The organism is Peribacillus sp. NJ11 (assembly GCF_030348405.1).
GTDB lineage: Bacteria > Bacillota > Bacilli > Bacillales > DSM-1321 > Peribacillus.
Genome location: NZ_JAUCFO010000001.1, coordinates 4,784,859 through 4,802,465, shown reverse-complemented (window position 1 = coordinate 4,802,465; position 17,607 = coordinate 4,784,859). Strand labels below are relative to the sequence as shown.

Below are 17,607 nucleotides of genomic sequence, written 5' to 3'. Positions count from 1 at the left end.
TAGTCTATAGATTAGGGTTGACTGGATTAAGGTCAGTATCAGTATTTACATTTCCTAACCATTTTCATTCTTCGTGGTGAATCGCCGATTTTTGCGATTCATGGACTAACGGGTGCGTTAGCTGAAAATCGGAGCTGTCTTCAAGGCAGCTTTTTCTTATGCAACTATCGGGGCAGTATAGTTGAACAAGGAACTTAAATTTAAATCTCGAATATCTAATGTATCGGATAGCTAAAAATTTGATGACAGACAGGAGTTAGATACGATGATAAAAGGTTTCGGAGGAATATTTTGGAGAACTAAGAATCTTGAAGATGTAAAAAAATGGTACAGTGAAGTGTTGAAGATTGAAATAGAAAATTGGAATGGGACTGTGATAAAACCCCAATTAGAAAATGAGACTATCTTTTCTTTCTTTACCGAGAATGACAGTTATTTTCCAACAGAACAACAAGTGATGTTAAATTTCCAAGTACATAATCTAAACGAGACTATTAAGCATCTTGAACATATTGGTGTACCTCTTGCAAAGAAAAAAGAAATTAGTGAATTTGGAAAGTTTATTTGGATTGAAGATCCTGAAGGTCGACTGATCGAGCTTTGGGAGAAATAACGAGTTGTAATTCATTTTGCTATTGAGCTAACGGGTGGTTTAGCTGAAGATCGGAGCTGTCTTTAAGGCAGCTTTTTCTTTATGCAACTAACGGGGCAGAATAGTGCAAGAAGGATTACAAATAGATAGAGTCAAGCTCATTTAATCTTTGTTTATTATGGTCTAAAATTTTTTTTGAGAAAAAAGAAAAAAATCTAAGCCAAATGAAGCTCTAGTTTGTCTAATGTGTGTAGACTTAAAACGGAGAGGGTGAATGATAATAATTAAATTAGTGAAAAAAGCTCAAAAAGGTGATGATAAAGCCTTTTTAAAACTTTTCCAACAATATGAAGAAGATATTTATCGAATGGCTTATGTATATGTCAAAAATGAAAGTGATGCCTTAGATGTGGTTCAAGAGGTGGCATATCGTTCTTTCAAAAAAATAGAAACATTGAAAAATCCAGAGTATTTCAAGACGTGGTTAATAAAAATAGCAATCACTAGTTCCATTGATTTAGTTAGAAAGAATAAAAATGTGGTTCAACTTAAACCAGAGTATGATGAGTGCATTAGCTTTGAGGATGAAGATATTCCACTTTCAATAACACTTCAAGAATTACTAGATCAGTTAAATGAAGATGAAAAAAGTATCGTTATTTTAAAGTTCTATGAGGGTTATTCATTTAAAGAAATAGCAGATTTGTTAAATATGCCTATAGGATCAGCAAAATCGGTGTTATATCGTGCGTTAGGTAAACTTCGAAAACAATTTAAGGAGGCTGATCTTTCGTGAGTAATATAAAGCAAGAGTTAAAAAAAATTAAGATTCCAAAAGAATTACACGAAAGAACAAAACTTGGCGTAGAAAAAGCAAAATTAGAGCAACGAAGCAATAAGAAAAGAAAACTATACAAAAGGTTTTCAATAGCTGCAGCAGTTTGCTTGATTGTTGTTTCGACATTAACATTTACACCCGTATTAGCAGCTATTCAAGAGGTATATGATAAAATATTTTCGAGTAAGCATATTGATGATAAAGGTGTAAGAACTGCAATTGATCTAGGACATGGTCAAGCTGTTGATCAAACATTTTATGATGAAAAGCATGACATAACAGTGCATTTTGAGAGTGTGATGATGGATGATAAGGAGACAAAACTCTTATTGACCTATCAAAGTAAAAAAACAAATTTAAAAAACTTTTATGTCGACCTTTTTGAGGGTGACAGTTCTATCAACTTGATTGTTGGAAATGAACAAAAGAAATCATTAGATAATGTGGGTTGGGGAAGCAGATATTACGATAGTAAAAAAAATAAAGTAGCTGAAGCATTATCTTTTGAATCAATAAAACAATATGAAGGACAAAACATTCGTTTAGAAATTGAAAATTTAACAATATATGATAAAAACGAGAAACGTAACGTACAAACGATATGGCCACTCGGTTTCAAGCTCGATAAATCTGCCATCTCAGAAAGAGAAACAGTAGCAGTAAATAAAGATTTCGTTTTTGAAAAAGTAACATACAAGATTAAGCAGGTAGAGTTTTCAGCACTAGAAACAAGAGTTGTTGTTACAGGAAAAGATACTAAGCTTATGAGGGATGAAACCGGAATGAAATATAGAGTGATGAGTAAATTGGAACATCAATTCCTTAATGCAAGGAGATTTGATAAAAAATACGGTTATATCGTAGATGATAAAAAATCCGGTGTATTCCTAAAATCAGCTGGTGAAAAAGTTGAACCGGTTTTTAGTAAAGGTGAAGTAGCCGGCGCAGATGACGAATATATTATGATTTTTGCTCCAGTTAAGGATCGCCAAGACTGCATTCTTGAAGTTGGTAATGAAATTAAAATACCATTAACTAAGTAGCGCGTGTTTCCTTGATGGTTTAGTATAATCTTCATTTTTACTAACAGTTCAACTAACGGGTAGTGTGAACAAGTAAGGGGGGAACGTTGTTCCCCTATAGAAAACCTACTCTTAATGAACTAAAGGGTGCTTTACTTCATTAGGGAGTTGCTTTGGCAGCTCTTTTTCTTATGGAGCTAAAGGGGCAGGTTAGAAGAAGAAGATTATCGAAGTATTGGGAATGAACTTAAAGCAAAAGAACAGGGAGGAGTTAAATTGAATCAAAATATTGGTACAGAAGAAGCGATTAAAAGGTGGGATAGTTTCGCGGATACATATTCTGCAAATCATACCGAACAAGGAGACCTTCATAAAGAAGTTTTTTTAAATCCAACTTTATTATCACTTATGGAAACAGTAAGTAATAAAAAAGTTTTAGATGCTGGGTGTGGTGAGGGGTATTTAAGTCGAATTTTAGCGAGGTCCGAAGCGACTGTAACTGCTGTGGATTATTCACCACGGATGATAGAAATTGCTAAAGGAAGAACTCCAAATGATTTGTTAATTGATTATAGGCAGGGTAATTGTGAAGACTTGAATCCTTTAGAAGATAAAAGTTTCGATTTAATAGTATCCAATATGGTTATTCAAGATCTTGGAAATTACGAAAAAGCATTTCAAGAAATGTATCGTCTATTAGTAGATGGAGGCTGTTTTATATTTTCGATTTTACATCCTTGTTTTGTTACTCCAGAAAGTGGTTGGGAGAAAACAAGAGACGGTAAAAAGTTGCATTGGAACGTAGATAAATATTTTTATGAAGGTGTGTATGAACAAGGTTTAGGAGATAAAGAAAAAATGCTATTCTTCCATAGAACATTAACAAGTTATATAAACACTTTAATCAAAACAGGTTTTATTTTAGAAAGTATAATAGAACCGAAGCCATCAAAAGAGATGTTAAAAAAATATCCTTCATTTGAAGAAGATTTTAGATGTGCTGATTTTATAGTTTTTAAACTAAAAAAGTAAAGTTGAATATTTTGATTAGAAATCATCTGTTCAACTAACAGGTGTGTTAGTTGAGATCCATGGCTGCCATTTGGTGGCCTTTGCTTAATAAACTAAAGGGGCAGGATTAGCTGAAGAAGGTTTTTGAAGAAAAATCAAGAAGTTTTATGTAAAAGAATATGAAGGGATGGTACGTATTAAATGAATGATGTAATCGATTTGATTGACACAAGAAAACCTGGTGTTACGGATTTAGATATAAAATCAGCAGAAGAACAATTAGGAGTTGTTTTTCCCAAACAATACAAAGAACTTTTTAAACTATCTAACAATGCTCAGATTGATGAATGGACTCTGTCTCCTATTAAAGACTCCAAAAACTTAAAGAGAACCTGGGATGATATTGTAAGACAAAATCAAGATGTGAGAGATGAAGGCATGGCTGATGACCTAATATCTATTGGTGAAGATGGTACAGGGGACAAATTATGTTTTCGGATTGTTGATACGATAATGGATAGTAAAATTTATATTTGGTATCACGAAACCGAAGAATTAGAAGAATTAGAAGAATTAGCTTCTAACTTAAAAGAATTTATTAAATTGTGCAGGCTGGTTATGATCACACCAAGCAGTTAGTACATATCCTGTGGGATAGGCCGGTTAATTTCTCATTACTTGAGAAAATGATCGAGTTTAATATTTTCGATAAGGCAGACTGTTCAACTTTTTGGCGGAAATAATTATGAGCTTAAAAGCAACCACTTTTTTGGTTGTTTTGGTTTTAGGATTTGATTTTAAAACCGTTCCCAAAGCAAATGAAGTTTATCGGGAATCGGATTATTAAGGGTGGCGAACACTACACTTTTTTATTTTCGTTTGTCAAAAGTCAAATGTGCAGCAGAATGAAAAACGCGGCATTCGTCAACGGTAAATGGCTGAACGAAGGGAATTAAGGAGTTGATGAATTCGCTCATCCCGAACCCGCTTACACATTAGTTCAGTAGGATGGTAGTAATACAAACTGGATTGAACACCATTTATATGTGTGTGATAAGGATAGTGACGAATTAGCTTAACATTTAGCACGATCTATTTTCTTATTCAACTATCGGGCAGATTAGCGACATAAGCTCTCTGAAACTTTCCAAGCGAGGTCTGCTTGATACGACATCAATTAATCTCCCATTATAAAGAAATTGGAGAAATTGAGAATGATCGTTCTTGTCTGACAACTGATAGAAAAATTGAAGTGGGGTGTTCCTTGATGACAAATAGTATGAATCCTAAGGTTGATGAATATTTAAGTAAAGCTAAAAAGTGGCAGGAAGAATTCGGGAAATTGAGAAAGATCATTCTTGATTGTGAGTTGACCGAAGAATTTAAGTGGATGCATCCTTGTTACACGTTTGAGAAAAAAAACATAGTTTTAATACATGGATTTAAAGAATATTGTGCGCTTCTGTTTCCCAAAGGATCCTTGTTACAGGATGCCCATGGGATTCTAATCCAACAAACGGAGAATGTACAGGCGGCGCGCCAGATTCGGTTCACCAATGTTCAAGAAATAGTTGAAATGGAAACCATCTTGAAAGGGTATATTTATGAAGCCATTGAAGTTGAAAAATCTGGTTTGGAAGTGAATTTTAAAAAGAAGGCAGAATTCATAATTCCTGAAGAATTTCAAAATAAATTCGATGAAATCCCTGCCTTGAAAACTGCTTTTGAAGCATTGACGCCGGGACGGCAAAGAGCATACATTCTTTATTTTTCTGCACCCAAACAATCCAAAACTCGAGTGTCAAGGGTAGAAAAATATATGCAGCAAATTCTCAATGGAAAGGGATTAAATGATTAATTTATTCGATGAGAAAACAAATTAATCAAACTTTAAGATATTGTTCATTCGAACTCCTTTTTGAATCGCAGGTAACACTCAATCATATAATTTGATTCGTAGAGTATAAGCAAACTACGTGTACCAGGCTTACGCATTACCAGCTAAGAAAAGAAAAATACTGCACACAAAAGTGTACCCTTTGGCTTTTTGCTGAAAGGTACACTTTTTTTGAACTAACGGGGGTCGGGCAATTAAATGCTACGTTCCGTAAAAAAAAAATCAGCTAACTTAAATTAACGGCATTTATGCCACTATCTAATGAGATGCTAAAAGTTGGTCCTGTGTGGGATGAACGGTATGTCCGCACGATGATTTAAGAGGCAATGTCAGTTGGTCTTGAACGTAGATACGTTACTGGTACTGGATCAGGTATGCCTATTGGTTTATTGAAGGATCTAAAATGTGGGACAAATGGGGATGGCGTACAGAGGTACAGAGTCGGCATTATATAAATTCCAGAAAGCTAAAAAGAAAACAGCTGATAAAAAGGCAGGTGAAGCTACTTTCACTATATTGTTTGCAGCATGATAAAAAGCCCTCTCCAAATGGAGAGGGCTTATTTTTGTTATATCATACTTTTGTTGTGTATCCTTATCGTTCTTGTAGTCCTATAATCTCATTTAATTGAGTATAGAAACCTATTTAGTAGGTAAGGATGGGAAAGTCTCATAGACTCATATTTCCATCAGTTTAAGTTTTTTGCACCAAAACTACACATTCTGCAATTAAATTTCGCTCTAATTTAATATAGATTATAAAATGAACGTTAATAGATGAATTTTTGTAAATAAATTATAAAATAATCATCAAACAATACATATATTATTAGAATTTTCAGTATACAATGAATGTTAAATAACAAGGAGGTCTATAAAATGAAAGCGGATACAAAAAATAAAATAGTTCTTGGATGAAGGCGTTACATGGGTATCAGTCCATCACGGCGGCGGAGCCGGATTGGGTTACTCTTTTACATGTAGGAGTGGTTATTGTGGCAGACGGTACGAAAGAAGCAGAGTCACGCATTGACCACAGTTTCTTATGGGGTGTAGTGCGTCACGCTGATGCCGGATATGAGCTGGAAAATTAAAACAACGTGAAAAAGGAATTAACATTCCAATGCTTGATACATGAACTGATCAGGTATGATCGAAGAAACGGCAATCCACGGGGCTTTGCCCGTTTGAGCGCCAAGAATTTACCCAGCATGAATTATATAATAGGGGGAATAATTATGGGATCACCAAATGTGGCGACAAATACGAAACAAGAGAAGCCGCAAATTCAATCAACTACGAATATATTGAAGTTTATTATATATAGTTTAATAGGAAGTTTTATGTTTTTTATTCCTATTACCATAAATGATGTTTCAAGCATACCAATTGATCATATAGTAACATGGATCAAAGTAACCTTGCCGTCAGCCGTTCCTGTTTATGCGCTTATTGTCATTCTATTGGGAGCTGTTTATCCGTTTATTTCAAAAAGCTGGAATAAAGATAAGGTATCAATAGTTTTTTCTTTCTTAAAAGTAATAGGCGCTGTTGTTGCGATCTTAATATATTTCAAGATTGGACCCGAATGGTTAATGGCCCCAAGTATGGGTCCTTTCCTTTTCGAAAAACTTGTCATACCTGTTGGACTTGTCGTTCCCTTTGGTGCTATATTTTTGGCGCTACTCATTGGATACGGGCTTCTCGAATTTTTGGGTGTACTGATGCAGCCAATCATGAGGCCGATATTTAAAACGCCAGGGCGCTCAGCAGTTGATATGGTTGCTGATTTAGCAGGAAGCTACTCGATTGGTATGCTCATTACGAATCGACTATATAAAGAAGGAAAGTACACCGTTAAAGAAGCTGCCATTATTGCAACCGGTTTTTCAACCGTTTCGGCAACGTTCATGATCGTTGTAGCAAAAACTCTCGGGCTTATGGACATATGGTCCCTTTTCTTTTGGGTTTCTTTAGGGATAACGTATCTTGTCACTGCTATTACCGTACGTATTTGGCCATTGAATAAAATGAGCGACGAATATTATTCGGATAATGCGGATCCAGAAGAAGTAATCAAAGAAGGACTTTTCAAAAATGCCTGGAACAGTGCGATGGTGGGAGCAAACAATTCCGTAAGTCTTGGCAGAAATTTATGGGAAAACTTAAAGGACGGTTTTCTTATGACTATGAGCATTCTACCGTCCATTTTGTCCGTTGGGCTCATCAGCCTTGTATTAGCGGAGTATACTCCAGTATTTAATTTACTTGGCTATCTTTTTTACCCATTTACCTGGGCATTACAAATACCTGAACCATTTTTGGCTGCAAAAGCTTCAGCTATAGGAATTGCGGAAATGTTCCTGCCGGCGCTTCTTGTAGTTAAAGCACCTCTGGTAACTAAGTTTATTATTGCCGTGGTTTCTGTATCATCCATATTGTTCTTTTCAGCGACGATACCTTGTATCCTATCAACCGAAATCCCAATCAGCATTACGAAGTTGGTTGTAATCTGGTTTGAACGGACGCTCATTACGTTAATTATTACAGCACCTATCGCAATATTGCTGCTTTAGTACGAAACAACGAATTAATCATATGAGAACTTATCGATCATAAATCGAACATATGCAATTGTATTATAAGGTCGACCAGTAAAAGATAGTTTTTACTCGAAAGGGAAATCAACCTGTAGGATATACATGGCTTCATCACGAAAAAAAAAACTGCTCATACTGGCGGAAAATCCAATGAATGAAGCACGCTTAAAAAGTGTGCTTTATTTACTAATCATATACATGAAGAAACCATTTCGTGATTAGTACTATTTTCGCGCATCTTTTTAAATTTCTGATCTAGTATTAATTCTTCACCCATATACGTCACATACTACAACTGGAATGGCTTTTTCAAATATTCATGCATATGGAGAACGGGGAAACAAATTGAAAGGAGTTAGGAGAAAACGGCTAACTAAAAACCCTCACAAAGATGGAATGTGAGGATTTAAAGGTTATCGAACTGTTAAAAAACATGAAACTAAAAGGAAAATCACCCTCGTTGATAACTGAATTTTCTGATTTTTAACCGAATAACAACAGAGACTACTAGTAACTATTAAAATAAATCAATAGAATATGCATCTATTTTTCTGGGGTCTTTTTCTTTTAATAATCTCATTTCCCCTGTTTTCATTCCAAGTTCTTTACATGCTCTAGGAACCAATTCAAGAATTTCATCATTGGCGATTTCATAATTATAGGTTGATTTTAATGAATGTCCCAGTTCTATAGTGCTAATTTTGTTGAATTTTTCACCAACTATAAGCATATCGTATTTTTTGGTGATCTTTTTCCAAGATTCTTTTGAATCTATTGTTAAAGCAGATTCTCTTACATCAATTAATACTTCGGTAATTTTTTTTAGTTTAACCATGTTTTAACACCTCCTATAAAATCTTATAGGTCTATTATACCGTAGATGTAGGTAAGTAAGTTGAAAAACACTTCTATAGTACGATGGAAACTTATGGTGCGTACGTCATGTTCAAAGATATTCGAAGAGCGGTTGAAGGCAGGATAGTAATCTTTGCGGATAAAAGTAAAAAGGATGCCATGTATTTGAAAAAGGATAATTACTGCGGTAGTTGTGGAAAGTCTCCCCTAATAGCCTTTCTCGTTGATTCGTGAACAACATCAATTAGTAAAGTAAACTTCTCATACCATCTTTGACGAAACAACCGGTAAATCAGGCAAAGCGTTTTTATTTAACTCCTTGACTTCTTCTTGAAGTTCTTCGTTAAGTGAATCTAGATCGACTGAATTTGCAATGGTTGTATTAGTCCAAGGAAAAGCATTTCAACAGACAATAAAGGTTTTTTTTGTAATCGGAAAAATTAACTATATACCTTCTTTCGTTAGCTCTTCGGATTGGTGTGGAACAATCAGAGGAGTTGGATTGTATTACCCCATAATAGATTGGCAATAACAAAGTATATGACAACCTCTCTTTGTCATACCATTTAGAAAAAGATAAGGGTGTGACAAAGCTGAGTAGGAAAAAAAACAATCAAATCGTTATTTATATAATTAAAGGCTCAACAATTAAAAGATTTTTAATCCTAGATCTAATTATTGGATCAGGAATTTTTTATGTAGTCAAATTTATTTCTTCAAGCATATTAATAGCGAGTGTGAGCAGTTTTATTGGAACAGAGGGAATTAAAAAGGCACCGAAAGTTCTAAAGTATGCAATTGAATCAATATCAATGGACTAGATGTTAGGAATAAATATAGACCTTGCCTGTTGCAAAGTCCAAAAATTTCGAGATTAGAAGGTGAGATAGGGGGATTTCCAAATTCGATAAAAAGCAGAAATAAGGAATCTGAATTCATGTTTGATTTTAAAATAAACAAAGAAACCTCAAAGAAAATTCAATTTAAGCAATTGGCCAATCAAACATGTATCAATTGGATTGGATGCACGATCAGCCAATCTGAATTTATGTGAAATGTGGATATTGTACCGAATGATTCTGTAAAATAAACTTTCTTCTCAAAAAAAAATTCCGACATCTCATGTATTGCCACATACACACAGCATATGTGAAGTAGCAGTATTCACTACTTGTAAGGGAAAATTAATGCGAAAAATGTATTTATGAAACAATAAAGTGGTAACTAGCTCAAAGCTTATATTTAATTACGTATGTGCCAAGTTTGAGTTATACTAGTAAAAAACATCCGTCTAGGAAGATGACAGTAAGCTTCTTTAGTGAAATACATAAAAAGGATTGGTGAATAAGAATGGCAATAGTTGATGTAACGGTTATTCCAGTTGGTACACAAACTCCAAGTGTTAGCAGCTATGTGGCAGATATTCAAAGAGTATTAAAGGAATATGAAAAAAAGGGAGAAATTCGTTTTCAACTGACACCCATGAATACAATCATTGAAGGCGACCTGCCTAAATTGTTTGAAGTGATCCAAGCGATGCACGAAGTACCTTTTGAAAAAGGTCTTGCTAGAGTTTGTACGAATATCCGAATCGATGACCGTCGTGATAAAGAACGCAAGATGGAAGACAAAGTAAAACGGGTGAAGGGCATGCTTGAGGAATAACAGCTTCTGTAAGGGTCTCCAGTGAAATGGTTAAAAAAACAGGAGAACTGAGCATTAGATTAAGATAATACTTCATAGGATAGTTAGTCCATTATGAGAGCTGATTTTTTGACTAGGGGGACTGTAGGAACCATGGGAATCCTTAAGAGACATGGAATTCGAGCCTTGTGGACTTGACAGTCAATTGGGGGCTGATTATGCTATGAAGTATGTTCCGGTCGAAGGTTACCCATGGGAACGCGAACAATATATGTCCATGTATAAATAGCTTTAAAGCCTTGGTATTACTGAGTGTCTCAGTTACCAAGGCTTTTTTATAAAATGAAAGGGAACCGACAGGCTGCCCACATGCATGATATTTCGTATTTTTATTGGCATAATCCATGTATTTTGAATATCCATCCACATTTTTTTCTTCGAGTTCCTTAGGCACCTGCTGTTGTTTGCATCCTGCCGTGCCCAAGTGTATATATTTCATGCTATGAGAATAGGTAGTGATAATGACAAATGAGGCTCAAAAAAAGATGAAAAAGAACAGTAGTGTAGATAAGAATCCTATAAAGTACAATTGTTTGAAAAATGGTTCCAGTATTTATTCTATATTCACTGAAAATTATAAACGTTCGCCATAAAGTTCTTTTTCTTCATTTGGATGAAAAAGGGTGAATCCTTTTGAGCAAATCACAAACCTTCTATCTATCTCGAATCCAGCCATATTCAAAATTTCAACTGTCCCATGTGAACCAGTTCCAGCATACCCGCAACTACAACCAGATAGGTGTAACTCATTTCCTTTTTTGTCTATAAGGATGAGGTCGCTATCGACCAAAATATTGTCGTCATTAATTTCTTTAACAATTTTTGCAATTTTAAAACGGTCAAATTGGTCTTTAACTGCTTCGAATAACGCAATACTTTTATTGGTAACACCACGGTCTTCACCGTAATCTTTTATTACCAATACTTCCCGATCATATGATTTCTTATATAGATGGTACTTTTGGTAAGTGACGTCATTTATTTTACAAATAGTTGGAGTATTACTATTCAGACTTCTATTCGTAGATTTATTAAACATTGGACCCCTCCTAAATAGTTTTTTTATTAAGTTTATTAGGAGAAATAGAGATTAGTACAAAGAATCTGCTAAGGGGCAAAAATATTTTTTATTTCTGATTCTCGTTTAAATATTTGAAAGATGAAGAATTAATGGGAATGAATCGATACTTACAATAGAGTTGGTGGAGCTGTGAGGAGGATGTATGATTGAATCAAAATTAAAAAGCACCAAAAAAGGTGCTTCCTAGTTATAAATCTTCTTAAAGTAATGAACAAACATTATGTTCATGACAATTTCGACTATCGCAAACAAATCCAGCTTCAATTGATCCCATACGTCATAAGCCCACTTCACCTCTCTTTAGTAGTATCAAGAATATGATTGTAGGCTTAGTATTGTAAGTCCTTATCTTGAGACAGTAAATTATCAAAAGATGATTGTATAGTACTATCCATTTGAAACACTCCTACTAAAAATATGATAGGGAAACCTACACCGCTGCCGTTCTTCCCGATTATGCCAGTTATTCCAATTATAATTATTTCAAATAAAAAATATACTTACAATAACTTTTTCGATAATTTGGCGCATTGTTAAATAGTCGATATAAAATTGGCCTTGTCATGGCCCTAACACTCATTCTGTAATTAATAAAAATTTTGAAATGACCTTAAATAATATATTTAATAAAAAAGCTTGTAAATGGGGAGTAAAGCTTTCGAAGCTCCAAATAAATGATTACGAATAAAGGAATTTTAATCAAATAACCTAATTGGACTCTACTAACGTATACATCTATTATGATTCAATCTAATTAGGAGGGAATTATGACAAAACATCGTAAAGTGAAACCCTATTTAACGACACGTAGTTTGCTACCGGAAAATCAGGAGACACCCATTCAATTCATCAATGATGATAGTATGGAAAATCAATTATTTTATAGAAGGAACCACTTTTCATATCCGACTCTTTCCTATTCAAACTATTGGCTCCCCATAACTGGGCTAGTTTCAGCTCCATTACTACTGTCTATACAAGACATTCTTCAATACCCCTCAAAAACGGTGGAAGTTGTCCTTGAATGTTCGGGAGACAAGCGTAATCTCTTCGAACCTAAAACTTTTGGAGAACAATGGGGAAAGGGAGCAATTAGCCAAGGCATTTGGAGGGGTGTACCCTTACGGACCTTACTTGAACTATCTGGAATTAGAGAAGGGGCAAAAGAAGTTGTCGTGGAGGGTTATGATTATGGAAGCAGAACCGATCTAGATGAGGTTTACACCTACACTAGGAGTTTGCCTATCGAGAAAGCACTGCACCCGGATACCATCATTGCATATGAGTATAATAACCAGCCAATTCCTTTTAAACATGGTTATCCACTGAGGTTAATAGTTCCGCAGTGGTATGCAATGGCATCTGTTAAATGGATAAAACAAATAAGTGTTAGTAATTCTAATTTCACTGGCCCTTTTCAAACAATTGATTACATGTATTATCCAAATAAGGACAATGACCTAGATGCATTTCCAGTCACTACGATAAATATAAATTCGACTATACAAAAACCGCTGGATATGGAAATTTTAAATACTGGTAAGCATTCAATAAAAGGGATTGCATGGACAGGTAAAGGAGTTATTACAAAGCTGGAAATAAGTATTGATGGTGGAAATACATGGAGAAACGCCGATATTTCACTTGGTAAGAATGTAGGTTATGGATGGGTTACTTGGTCATTTGAATGGACTATATTAGAAAAAGGTGAATATACGATAATATCTAGAGCAACAGATTCATTTGGTCAAATTCAACCTTTATTACCTTTTTGGAATGAAAAGGGTTATGGGTATAATGCGATTGATAAAATTCAGGTTAAGGTAGAATAATTAGAAATTTATTTTAAAGAAATCTGGTAAAACAACTTTCAAAATGTTTGCTTCATAACAAAATAGATGAATATATTCAGGAATATTTTGCTCAATAAGAGAATTAATCAATCTCCCGTAATTTTAAGCAGTTTGTTTTGAGGTAAATGCTTATTAAAAGTTAGTTGGCAAAGTAAGAAAAATATCATTTTTCTCCTTTTGGGAAAAATAACCTCGTTGTTAAGTTATGGTTATTCCTATATAATTTTCTAGAAACATAGAAATGTTATGAATAGGAGAAAAGTATGAAAAAACTGTTGACCATTTTACTTTCAATTACGTTGTTAATTAGCTTATTCCCACAATTAACATCGGCAGCTCAAAGCAATAATTTTGAGCAAGAACTTACAAAGTATTTAAAAGAGGTAAGCCATGTAAGGGGCTTTGAAGTGACGAAGGATGATATTGAAAATTCTCTTTCTTATTACGATGAGGGTATTGAAGACTTTCAATCTATTGATGATCTTAAAGATGCTTTAGGCGAAGTTATTAAAGCGGATTTAAGTAATTTAGATGCCATTTATGAGGATAATAACCTAACCCATGAAGGCCTAATTAAACTATTACACGAAAATGGCGAAGAACTTGACGATTATATCTTTATCTGGAACCTTGATGAAGCTGTATATTTCTATGCAGAAGAGGGAGATTTTGAACGCGATCCAAACTTTGACCAGGAATTAGTCAAATATTTAGCCAGGGTTAGCAAGGAAAGAGGCTTCGAAGTAACAAAAGAAAAAATTGAAGCGTCATTAGACTTATATGATTTTAGCATGGAAGAATTTGAGTCTGTCGAAGAGCTTAGCGAATTCTTAGGTGACGTCATAAAGGCAGACCTAAGCAACTTAGATTATTTTAATGAGAATTATGGACTGGATAAAGGATCCCTTCTTCAAATGTTAGAAGAAAATGGTGAAGATATTAACGATTATATTTACATAGATAATCTTGAGGAAACTGTTTGGACCCTTACTGGTGGGGAGTTGGAAGGTGAAGTTGTCGAGGATCTGCTTCCTATTTTCGAAGAAGAACTCGGTCTTACGGAAGAGGAACTATTGCGACTTGAAGACCATTTAATGTCTTTGGAAGAGCATCTTTCCGATCCGGCAACAGTCGAGCGACTTGAAGAATTGGGCAACCGCATGATGGCTTTTGAGGAATTTGAAGTAGCAACTGAGCTTACAGCAGAACAGATAGCTGAAATGGCATCTATCTATGAAGAATTACTTTCCATCTTTAAGCTAAAAGTATCCTATTCCCTTGTGAAAAGTGGCACGGAATCACCTGTATCCCTTTTGGATTTAATGAAATTGGAAGAGTTGAAGGGTGCTAACCTGAAAATAGCGATATACACAACTGACGGGAAGTTCTTAGCCGATCTTTTGATTACGGGTGATATGGTCGATTCTAACACTGTTACTAATGCAGGCCAACAAATAAAGGAATCTGCTAAAGAAGTGACAAAGACGATTGAAAAGGCACCAGTTGCTAAACCAGTTAAACAAAAGATCATCAGCACTCATAAGAATTCGGAACATCAAACGGTAAAAGGGGCTAAACTTCCAAACACCGCTTCCGATTATATCCCTAATGCCCTTTTAGGACTGTTCATTGTCTTGTTCGGAAGCTTGATGTATCGAAAAATCAGGAAAGCTTAATATGAAACAATTTAAAAAAAAGCGGTTGCTTCTATTTTCTTGTTCTATTGTTATCATTTTATTTGGGTTTTGGTTCTCCACAACTAATATGTATAAGTTTGCAAAAGGATACTTTCTTTACAAGACTCACGCTCCAAGTAGCCAAGTAAAAGAAACAGAAACAGAAGCAGAAACAGAAACAGAAACAGAAACAGTGCAGAAACCAACAAGTAAGAAAGCAACAACGAAGGAGCTTTATCCTGTCCGGCCTAAAACAGGTGAAGAAATTGGGGAACTCTATATCCCAAAATTAAAAGCGAAACTACCTATTTTTCATGGAACAAATGAGGATGAATTGGAGAAAGGCGTTGGTCACTTTGCAGAAAGTGTGCTACCAGGTGAAAATGACAATTCCGTTCTTTCCGGTCATAGAGATACGGTATTCCGTAAACTCGGGCAAGTAGGCGAGGGAGATTTGTTGATTGTAAGAACATCTGCAGGAGAGTTCACATACAAAGTCAACAAAGTTCGAATTGTGGATGAGGATGATCGAACCGTAATCGTACCAAAACCAAGAGCAACGCTAACCGTCAGTACCTGCTATCCCTTTGATTTTATCGGATCTGCACCTGAACGCTATATACTTGTCGCTTATTTGTCTTCAAAAACAGTAAGTTAAGATTTTTTATAACACCTAATGTTCTGAAATATAAGCAAGAGTCCCAATAAAGTAAATCTTATTGGGACTCTTTTAGTATCCAATTCTCCTTAAATGTGTAGGTGGTTGCCAATTTATTATACTGTTAAGCTATTCTTATTACTTAATGAAGCGGATTTTACTTTTTTGTGATGGAAAATATAAGAGCCGGCAATCAAAATATATCCAATAATGAATAGAAGCCATTCACTGGCAGGGTCGCCCACTGATATGCTTGAATACATAGCACCAGTCAAATCAAATACAAAACCGGCATAGGCCCATTCCTTAATTCTCGGAAAACCAGGAATAAGTATCGCCACGACACCTAATAATTTGGCAATACCAAGAAAGGGTAGAAGGTAGGTAGGATAACCTAAATGATTAAATAAAGCGACTGCATCGGGAACAGACATTATATCCGGAATGGAACCTAAAACCATTAATGCCGCCAAAAGCCCTGTGAAAATCCAGTATATAATATTTATTTTTTTCATTTATTATTCATTCCCTCCCTTAGATTGACATTTTAATCATATTCCACTTCCCTTTTATTAATGCATTCTATAAAAAATTATTGAACTTCAACAGTCGTGACGCGATTCTTTAAGAATCGCTTGAATGTAGGCTAACTCGAAGAAAAACGAGTTTGCATGCAGTTTTTTTCATTTAAAACGTCAGTTGATTTCAGAAATCCGCACCCACGAGTGAACAGCCTATATTATGGGTGCAGCACGAATTCACGAGTAAACATGTTGAATTTACGAGTAAATAGCTCAAACTCACGAGTAAAATAGCAAAACTCACGAGTAAAAGTGCGAAATCACGGGTGCAGCACGATTTCACGAGTAAAAATGCTGAATTTACGAGTAAATAGCTCAAACTCACGAGTAAAATAGCAAAACTCACGAGTAAACAGCGCGAAATCACGAGTAAAAGTGCGAAATCACGGGTGCAGCACGAATTCACGAGTAAACATGCTGAATTCACGAGTAAATAGCTCAAACTCACGAGTAAAATAGTAAAACTCACGAGTAAAATAGCAAAATTCACGAGTAAACAGTGCGAAATCACGGTTGCAGCACGAATTCACGAGTAAAATAGCAAAATTCACGAGTAAACAGCGCGAAATCACGAGTAAAAGTGCGAAATCACGGGTGCAGCACGAAATTCACGAGTAAACATGCTGAATTTACGAGTAAACAGCGCGAAATCACGAGTAAAAGTGCGAAATCACGAGTGCAGCACGAATTCACGAGTAAACATGCCAAACTCACGAGTAAAATAGCAAAACTCACGAGTAAACAGCGCGAAATCACGAGTAAACGTGCGACTGTCTGCCAAGCCTCCTCGCCGCAAGCGTCTCCAGTTATTTGGCAGGAGTGTTGTAAATTTCTTCAATCTAGTGAGGGTTGCATAAACCAGTAAACATGAAGTAAAGCAATTACACCCTTATCTAGAGAGTGAATCAAAATGATAAGTGTTGGAGCGGATTTTGTAGCTACCTTTTTGATTGTGTATATTCTTTCTAATCTTTTATGGAATGCTTCCATCACTTTCATAGGAGCAATTATTGTAGGATTATTACTTGGTGTAATAGAATACTTTACTCACAGATTTTTAATTACATCAGGGAAAGTCGAAAAGTCCACCGCTTGAAGGTGATTTTGGAGTTTTCTTTATTGTAAAAGGCAGTGGCTAATTTAACCACTGCCTTTTTGATGTTATTTTAAGAATGTTCCATGATTAGCTTTGCTGCTTTTATCCCTGAAAGTGTTGGCGGATATGAATAGTGTAACATTG

At 35.2% G+C, this 17,607-nt stretch carries 16 protein-coding genes and 3 pseudogenes; 15 read left to right on the top strand and 4 right to left on the bottom strand.

Features of this window, described 5'->3' with window-relative positions; all coding sequences use genetic code 11:
* Nucleotides 1-265: 265 nt before the first annotated feature.
* The 10 genes and pseudogenes from QUF86_RS23440 to QUF86_RS23395 all read left to right on the top strand — a co-directional run bounded on the left by QUF86_RS23440 (nt 266) and on the right by QUF86_RS23395 (nt 7,935).
* Nucleotides 266-613: a VOC family protein gene (locus QUF86_RS23440; protein WP_289335855.1), complete on the top strand. Its 348-nt coding sequence runs from the start codon at nt 266-268 to the stop codon at nt 611-613.
* A gap of 253 nt (nt 614-866) precedes the next feature.
* Entirely contained in the window at nt 867-1,388 is a 522-nt protein-coding gene (locus QUF86_RS23435; protein WP_289317014.1) for a sigma-70 family RNA polymerase sigma factor, read from the top strand.
* Nucleotides 1,385-2,473 (top strand): DUF4179 domain-containing protein, encoded by a 1,089-nt coding sequence (locus QUF86_RS23430; protein ID WP_289335854.1) that lies wholly within the window; start codon nt 1,385-1,387, stop codon nt 2,471-2,473. Before QUF86_RS23435 ends, QUF86_RS23430 begins: the two co-directional genes overlap by 4 nt.
* Before the next feature lie 255 nt (nt 2,474-2,728).
* Nucleotides 2,729-3,484, top strand: a complete 756-nt coding sequence (locus QUF86_RS23425; RefSeq protein WP_289335853.1) for a class I SAM-dependent methyltransferase — start codon at nt 2,729-2,731, stop codon at nt 3,482-3,484.
* 180 nt (nt 3,485-3,664) lie between these two features.
* Complete coding sequence (locus tag QUF86_RS23420) at nt 3,665-4,102, top strand: SMI1/KNR4 family protein (protein WP_289335852.1); 438 nt, start codon at nt 3,665-3,667, stop codon at nt 4,100-4,102.
* A pseudogene (locus QUF86_RS23415) lies at nt 4,066-4,206 on the top strand (iron chaperone); the annotation flags it as partial. The gene QUF86_RS23420 and the pseudogene QUF86_RS23415, both read left to right, overlap by 37 nt.
* A 524-nt stretch (nt 4,207-4,730) precedes the next feature.
* Nucleotides 4,731-5,321: a YdeI/OmpD-associated family protein gene (locus QUF86_RS23410; RefSeq protein WP_289335851.1), complete on the top strand. Its 591-nt coding sequence runs from the start codon at nt 4,731-4,733 to the stop codon at nt 5,319-5,321.
* A gap of 227 nt (nt 5,322-5,548) precedes the next feature.
* Nucleotides 5,549-5,758 (top strand): annotated as a pseudogene (locus tag QUF86_RS23405) (phage major capsid protein); the annotation flags it as partial.
* A gap of 520 nt (nt 5,759-6,278) precedes the next feature.
* Nucleotides 6,279-6,497 (top strand): annotated as a pseudogene (locus tag QUF86_RS23400) (urocanate hydratase); the annotation flags it as partial.
* Nucleotides 6,498-6,597: 100 nt separating this feature from the next.
* The gene (locus QUF86_RS23395) at nt 6,598-7,935 is read left to right on the top strand and encodes a YjiH family protein (protein WP_289335850.1); all 1,338 of its coding nucleotides are present in this window, start codon (nt 6,598-6,600) and stop codon (nt 7,933-7,935) included.
* 541 nt (nt 7,936-8,476) lie between these two features.
* On the opposite strand, the gene QUF86_RS23390 is transcribed toward QUF86_RS23395, so the two are convergent.
* A complete protein-coding gene (locus QUF86_RS23390; RefSeq protein ID WP_289317008.1) occupies nt 8,477-8,794 on the bottom strand; it encodes a hypothetical protein in 318 nt (105 codons plus the stop codon).
* Nucleotides 8,795-10,164: 1,370 nt separating this feature from the next.
* On the opposite strand from QUF86_RS23390, the gene QUF86_RS23380 reads away from it, so the two are divergent.
* Complete coding sequence (locus tag QUF86_RS23380) at nt 10,165-10,479, top strand: MTH1187 family thiamine-binding protein (protein ID WP_289317007.1); 315 nt, start codon at nt 10,165-10,167, stop codon at nt 10,477-10,479.
* Between the two features lie 613 nt (nt 10,480-11,092).
* On the opposite strand, the gene QUF86_RS23375 is transcribed toward QUF86_RS23380, so the two are convergent.
* Entirely contained in the window at nt 11,093-11,557 is a 465-nt protein-coding gene (locus tag QUF86_RS23375; RefSeq protein ID WP_289335849.1) for a hypothetical protein, read from the bottom strand.
* A gap of 905 nt (nt 11,558-12,462) precedes the next feature.
* Between QUF86_RS23375 and QUF86_RS23370 the strand changes: the two genes are divergently transcribed.
* From QUF86_RS23370 to QUF86_RS23360, 3 genes are all read left to right on the top strand, one after another.
* Nucleotides 12,463-13,431 carry a sulfite oxidase gene (locus tag QUF86_RS23370; RefSeq protein ID WP_353957681.1) on the top strand — a complete coding sequence of 323 codons (969 nt, stop codon included), beginning with the start codon at nt 12,463-12,465 and terminating at the stop codon, nt 13,429-13,431.
* A gap of 284 nt (nt 13,432-13,715) precedes the next feature.
* A complete protein-coding gene (locus QUF86_RS23365) occupies nt 13,716-15,128 on the top strand; it encodes a processed acidic surface protein (RefSeq protein ID WP_289335847.1) in 1,413 nt (470 codons plus the stop codon).
* A 1-nt stretch (nt 15,129) separates the two neighbouring features.
* Entirely contained in the window at nt 15,130-15,786 is a 657-nt protein-coding gene (locus QUF86_RS23360; protein ID WP_289335846.1) for a class D sortase, read from the top strand.
* 116 nt (nt 15,787-15,902) lie between these two features.
* Here the strand turns inward: QUF86_RS23360 and QUF86_RS23355 are convergent, their stop codons facing one another.
* Together QUF86_RS23355 and QUF86_RS23350 are read right to left on the bottom strand one after the other, a co-directional pair.
* Nucleotides 15,903-16,301, bottom strand: a complete 399-nt coding sequence (locus QUF86_RS23355; protein WP_289335845.1) for a DoxX family protein — start codon at nt 16,299-16,301, stop codon at nt 15,903-15,905.
* A gap of 190 nt (nt 16,302-16,491) precedes the next feature.
* A complete protein-coding gene (locus QUF86_RS23350; protein ID WP_289335844.1) occupies nt 16,492-16,878 on the bottom strand; it encodes a hypothetical protein in 387 nt (128 codons plus the stop codon).
* 399 nt (nt 16,879-17,277) lie between these two features.
* Between QUF86_RS23350 and QUF86_RS28760 the strand changes: the two genes are divergently transcribed.
* Nucleotides 17,278-17,463: a DUF2512 family protein gene (locus QUF86_RS28760; protein WP_353957680.1), complete on the top strand. Its 186-nt coding sequence runs from the start codon at nt 17,278-17,280 to the stop codon at nt 17,461-17,463.
* Nucleotides 17,464-17,607 lie beyond the last annotated feature (144 nt).

Coding starts and splice junctions, on each gene's coding strand:
- QUF86_RS23440 (WP_289335855.1), top strand. CDS start 266: ATGATAAAAGGTTTCGGAGGAATATTTTGGAGAACTAAGAATCTTGAA.
- QUF86_RS23435 (WP_289317014.1), top strand. CDS start 867: ATGATAATAATTAAATTAGTGAAAAAAGCTCAAAAAGGTGATGATAAA.
- QUF86_RS23420 (WP_289335852.1), top strand. CDS start 3,665: ATGAATGATGTAATCGATTTGATTGACACAAGAAAACCTGGTGTTACG.
- QUF86_RS23410 (WP_289335851.1), top strand. CDS start 4,731: ATGACAAATAGTATGAATCCTAAGGTTGATGAATATTTAAGTAAAGCT.
- QUF86_RS23395 (WP_289335850.1), top strand. CDS start 6,598: ATGGGATCACCAAATGTGGCGACAAATACGAAACAAGAGAAGCCGCAA.
- QUF86_RS23390 (WP_289317008.1), bottom strand. CDS start 8,794: ATGGTTAAACTAAAAAAAATTACCGAAGTATTAATTGATGTAAGAGAA.
- QUF86_RS23380 (WP_289317007.1), top strand. CDS start 10,165: ATGGCAATAGTTGATGTAACGGTTATTCCAGTTGGTACACAAACTCCA.
- QUF86_RS23375 (WP_289335849.1), bottom strand. CDS start 11,557: ATGTTTAATAAATCTACGAATAGAAGTCTGAATAGTAATACTCCAACT.
- QUF86_RS23370 (WP_353957681.1), top strand. CDS start 12,463: ATGGAAAATCAATTATTTTATAGAAGGAACCACTTTTCATATCCGACT.
- QUF86_RS23365 (WP_289335847.1), top strand. CDS start 13,716: ATGAAAAAACTGTTGACCATTTTACTTTCAATTACGTTGTTAATTAGC.
- QUF86_RS23360 (WP_289335846.1), top strand. CDS start 15,130: ATGAAACAATTTAAAAAAAAGCGGTTGCTTCTATTTTCTTGTTCTATT.
- QUF86_RS23355 (WP_289335845.1), bottom strand. CDS start 16,301: ATGAAAAAAATAAATATTATATACTGGATTTTCACAGGGCTTTTGGCG.
- QUF86_RS28760 (WP_353957680.1), top strand. CDS start 17,278: ATGATAAGTGTTGGAGCGGATTTTGTAGCTACCTTTTTGATTGTGTAT.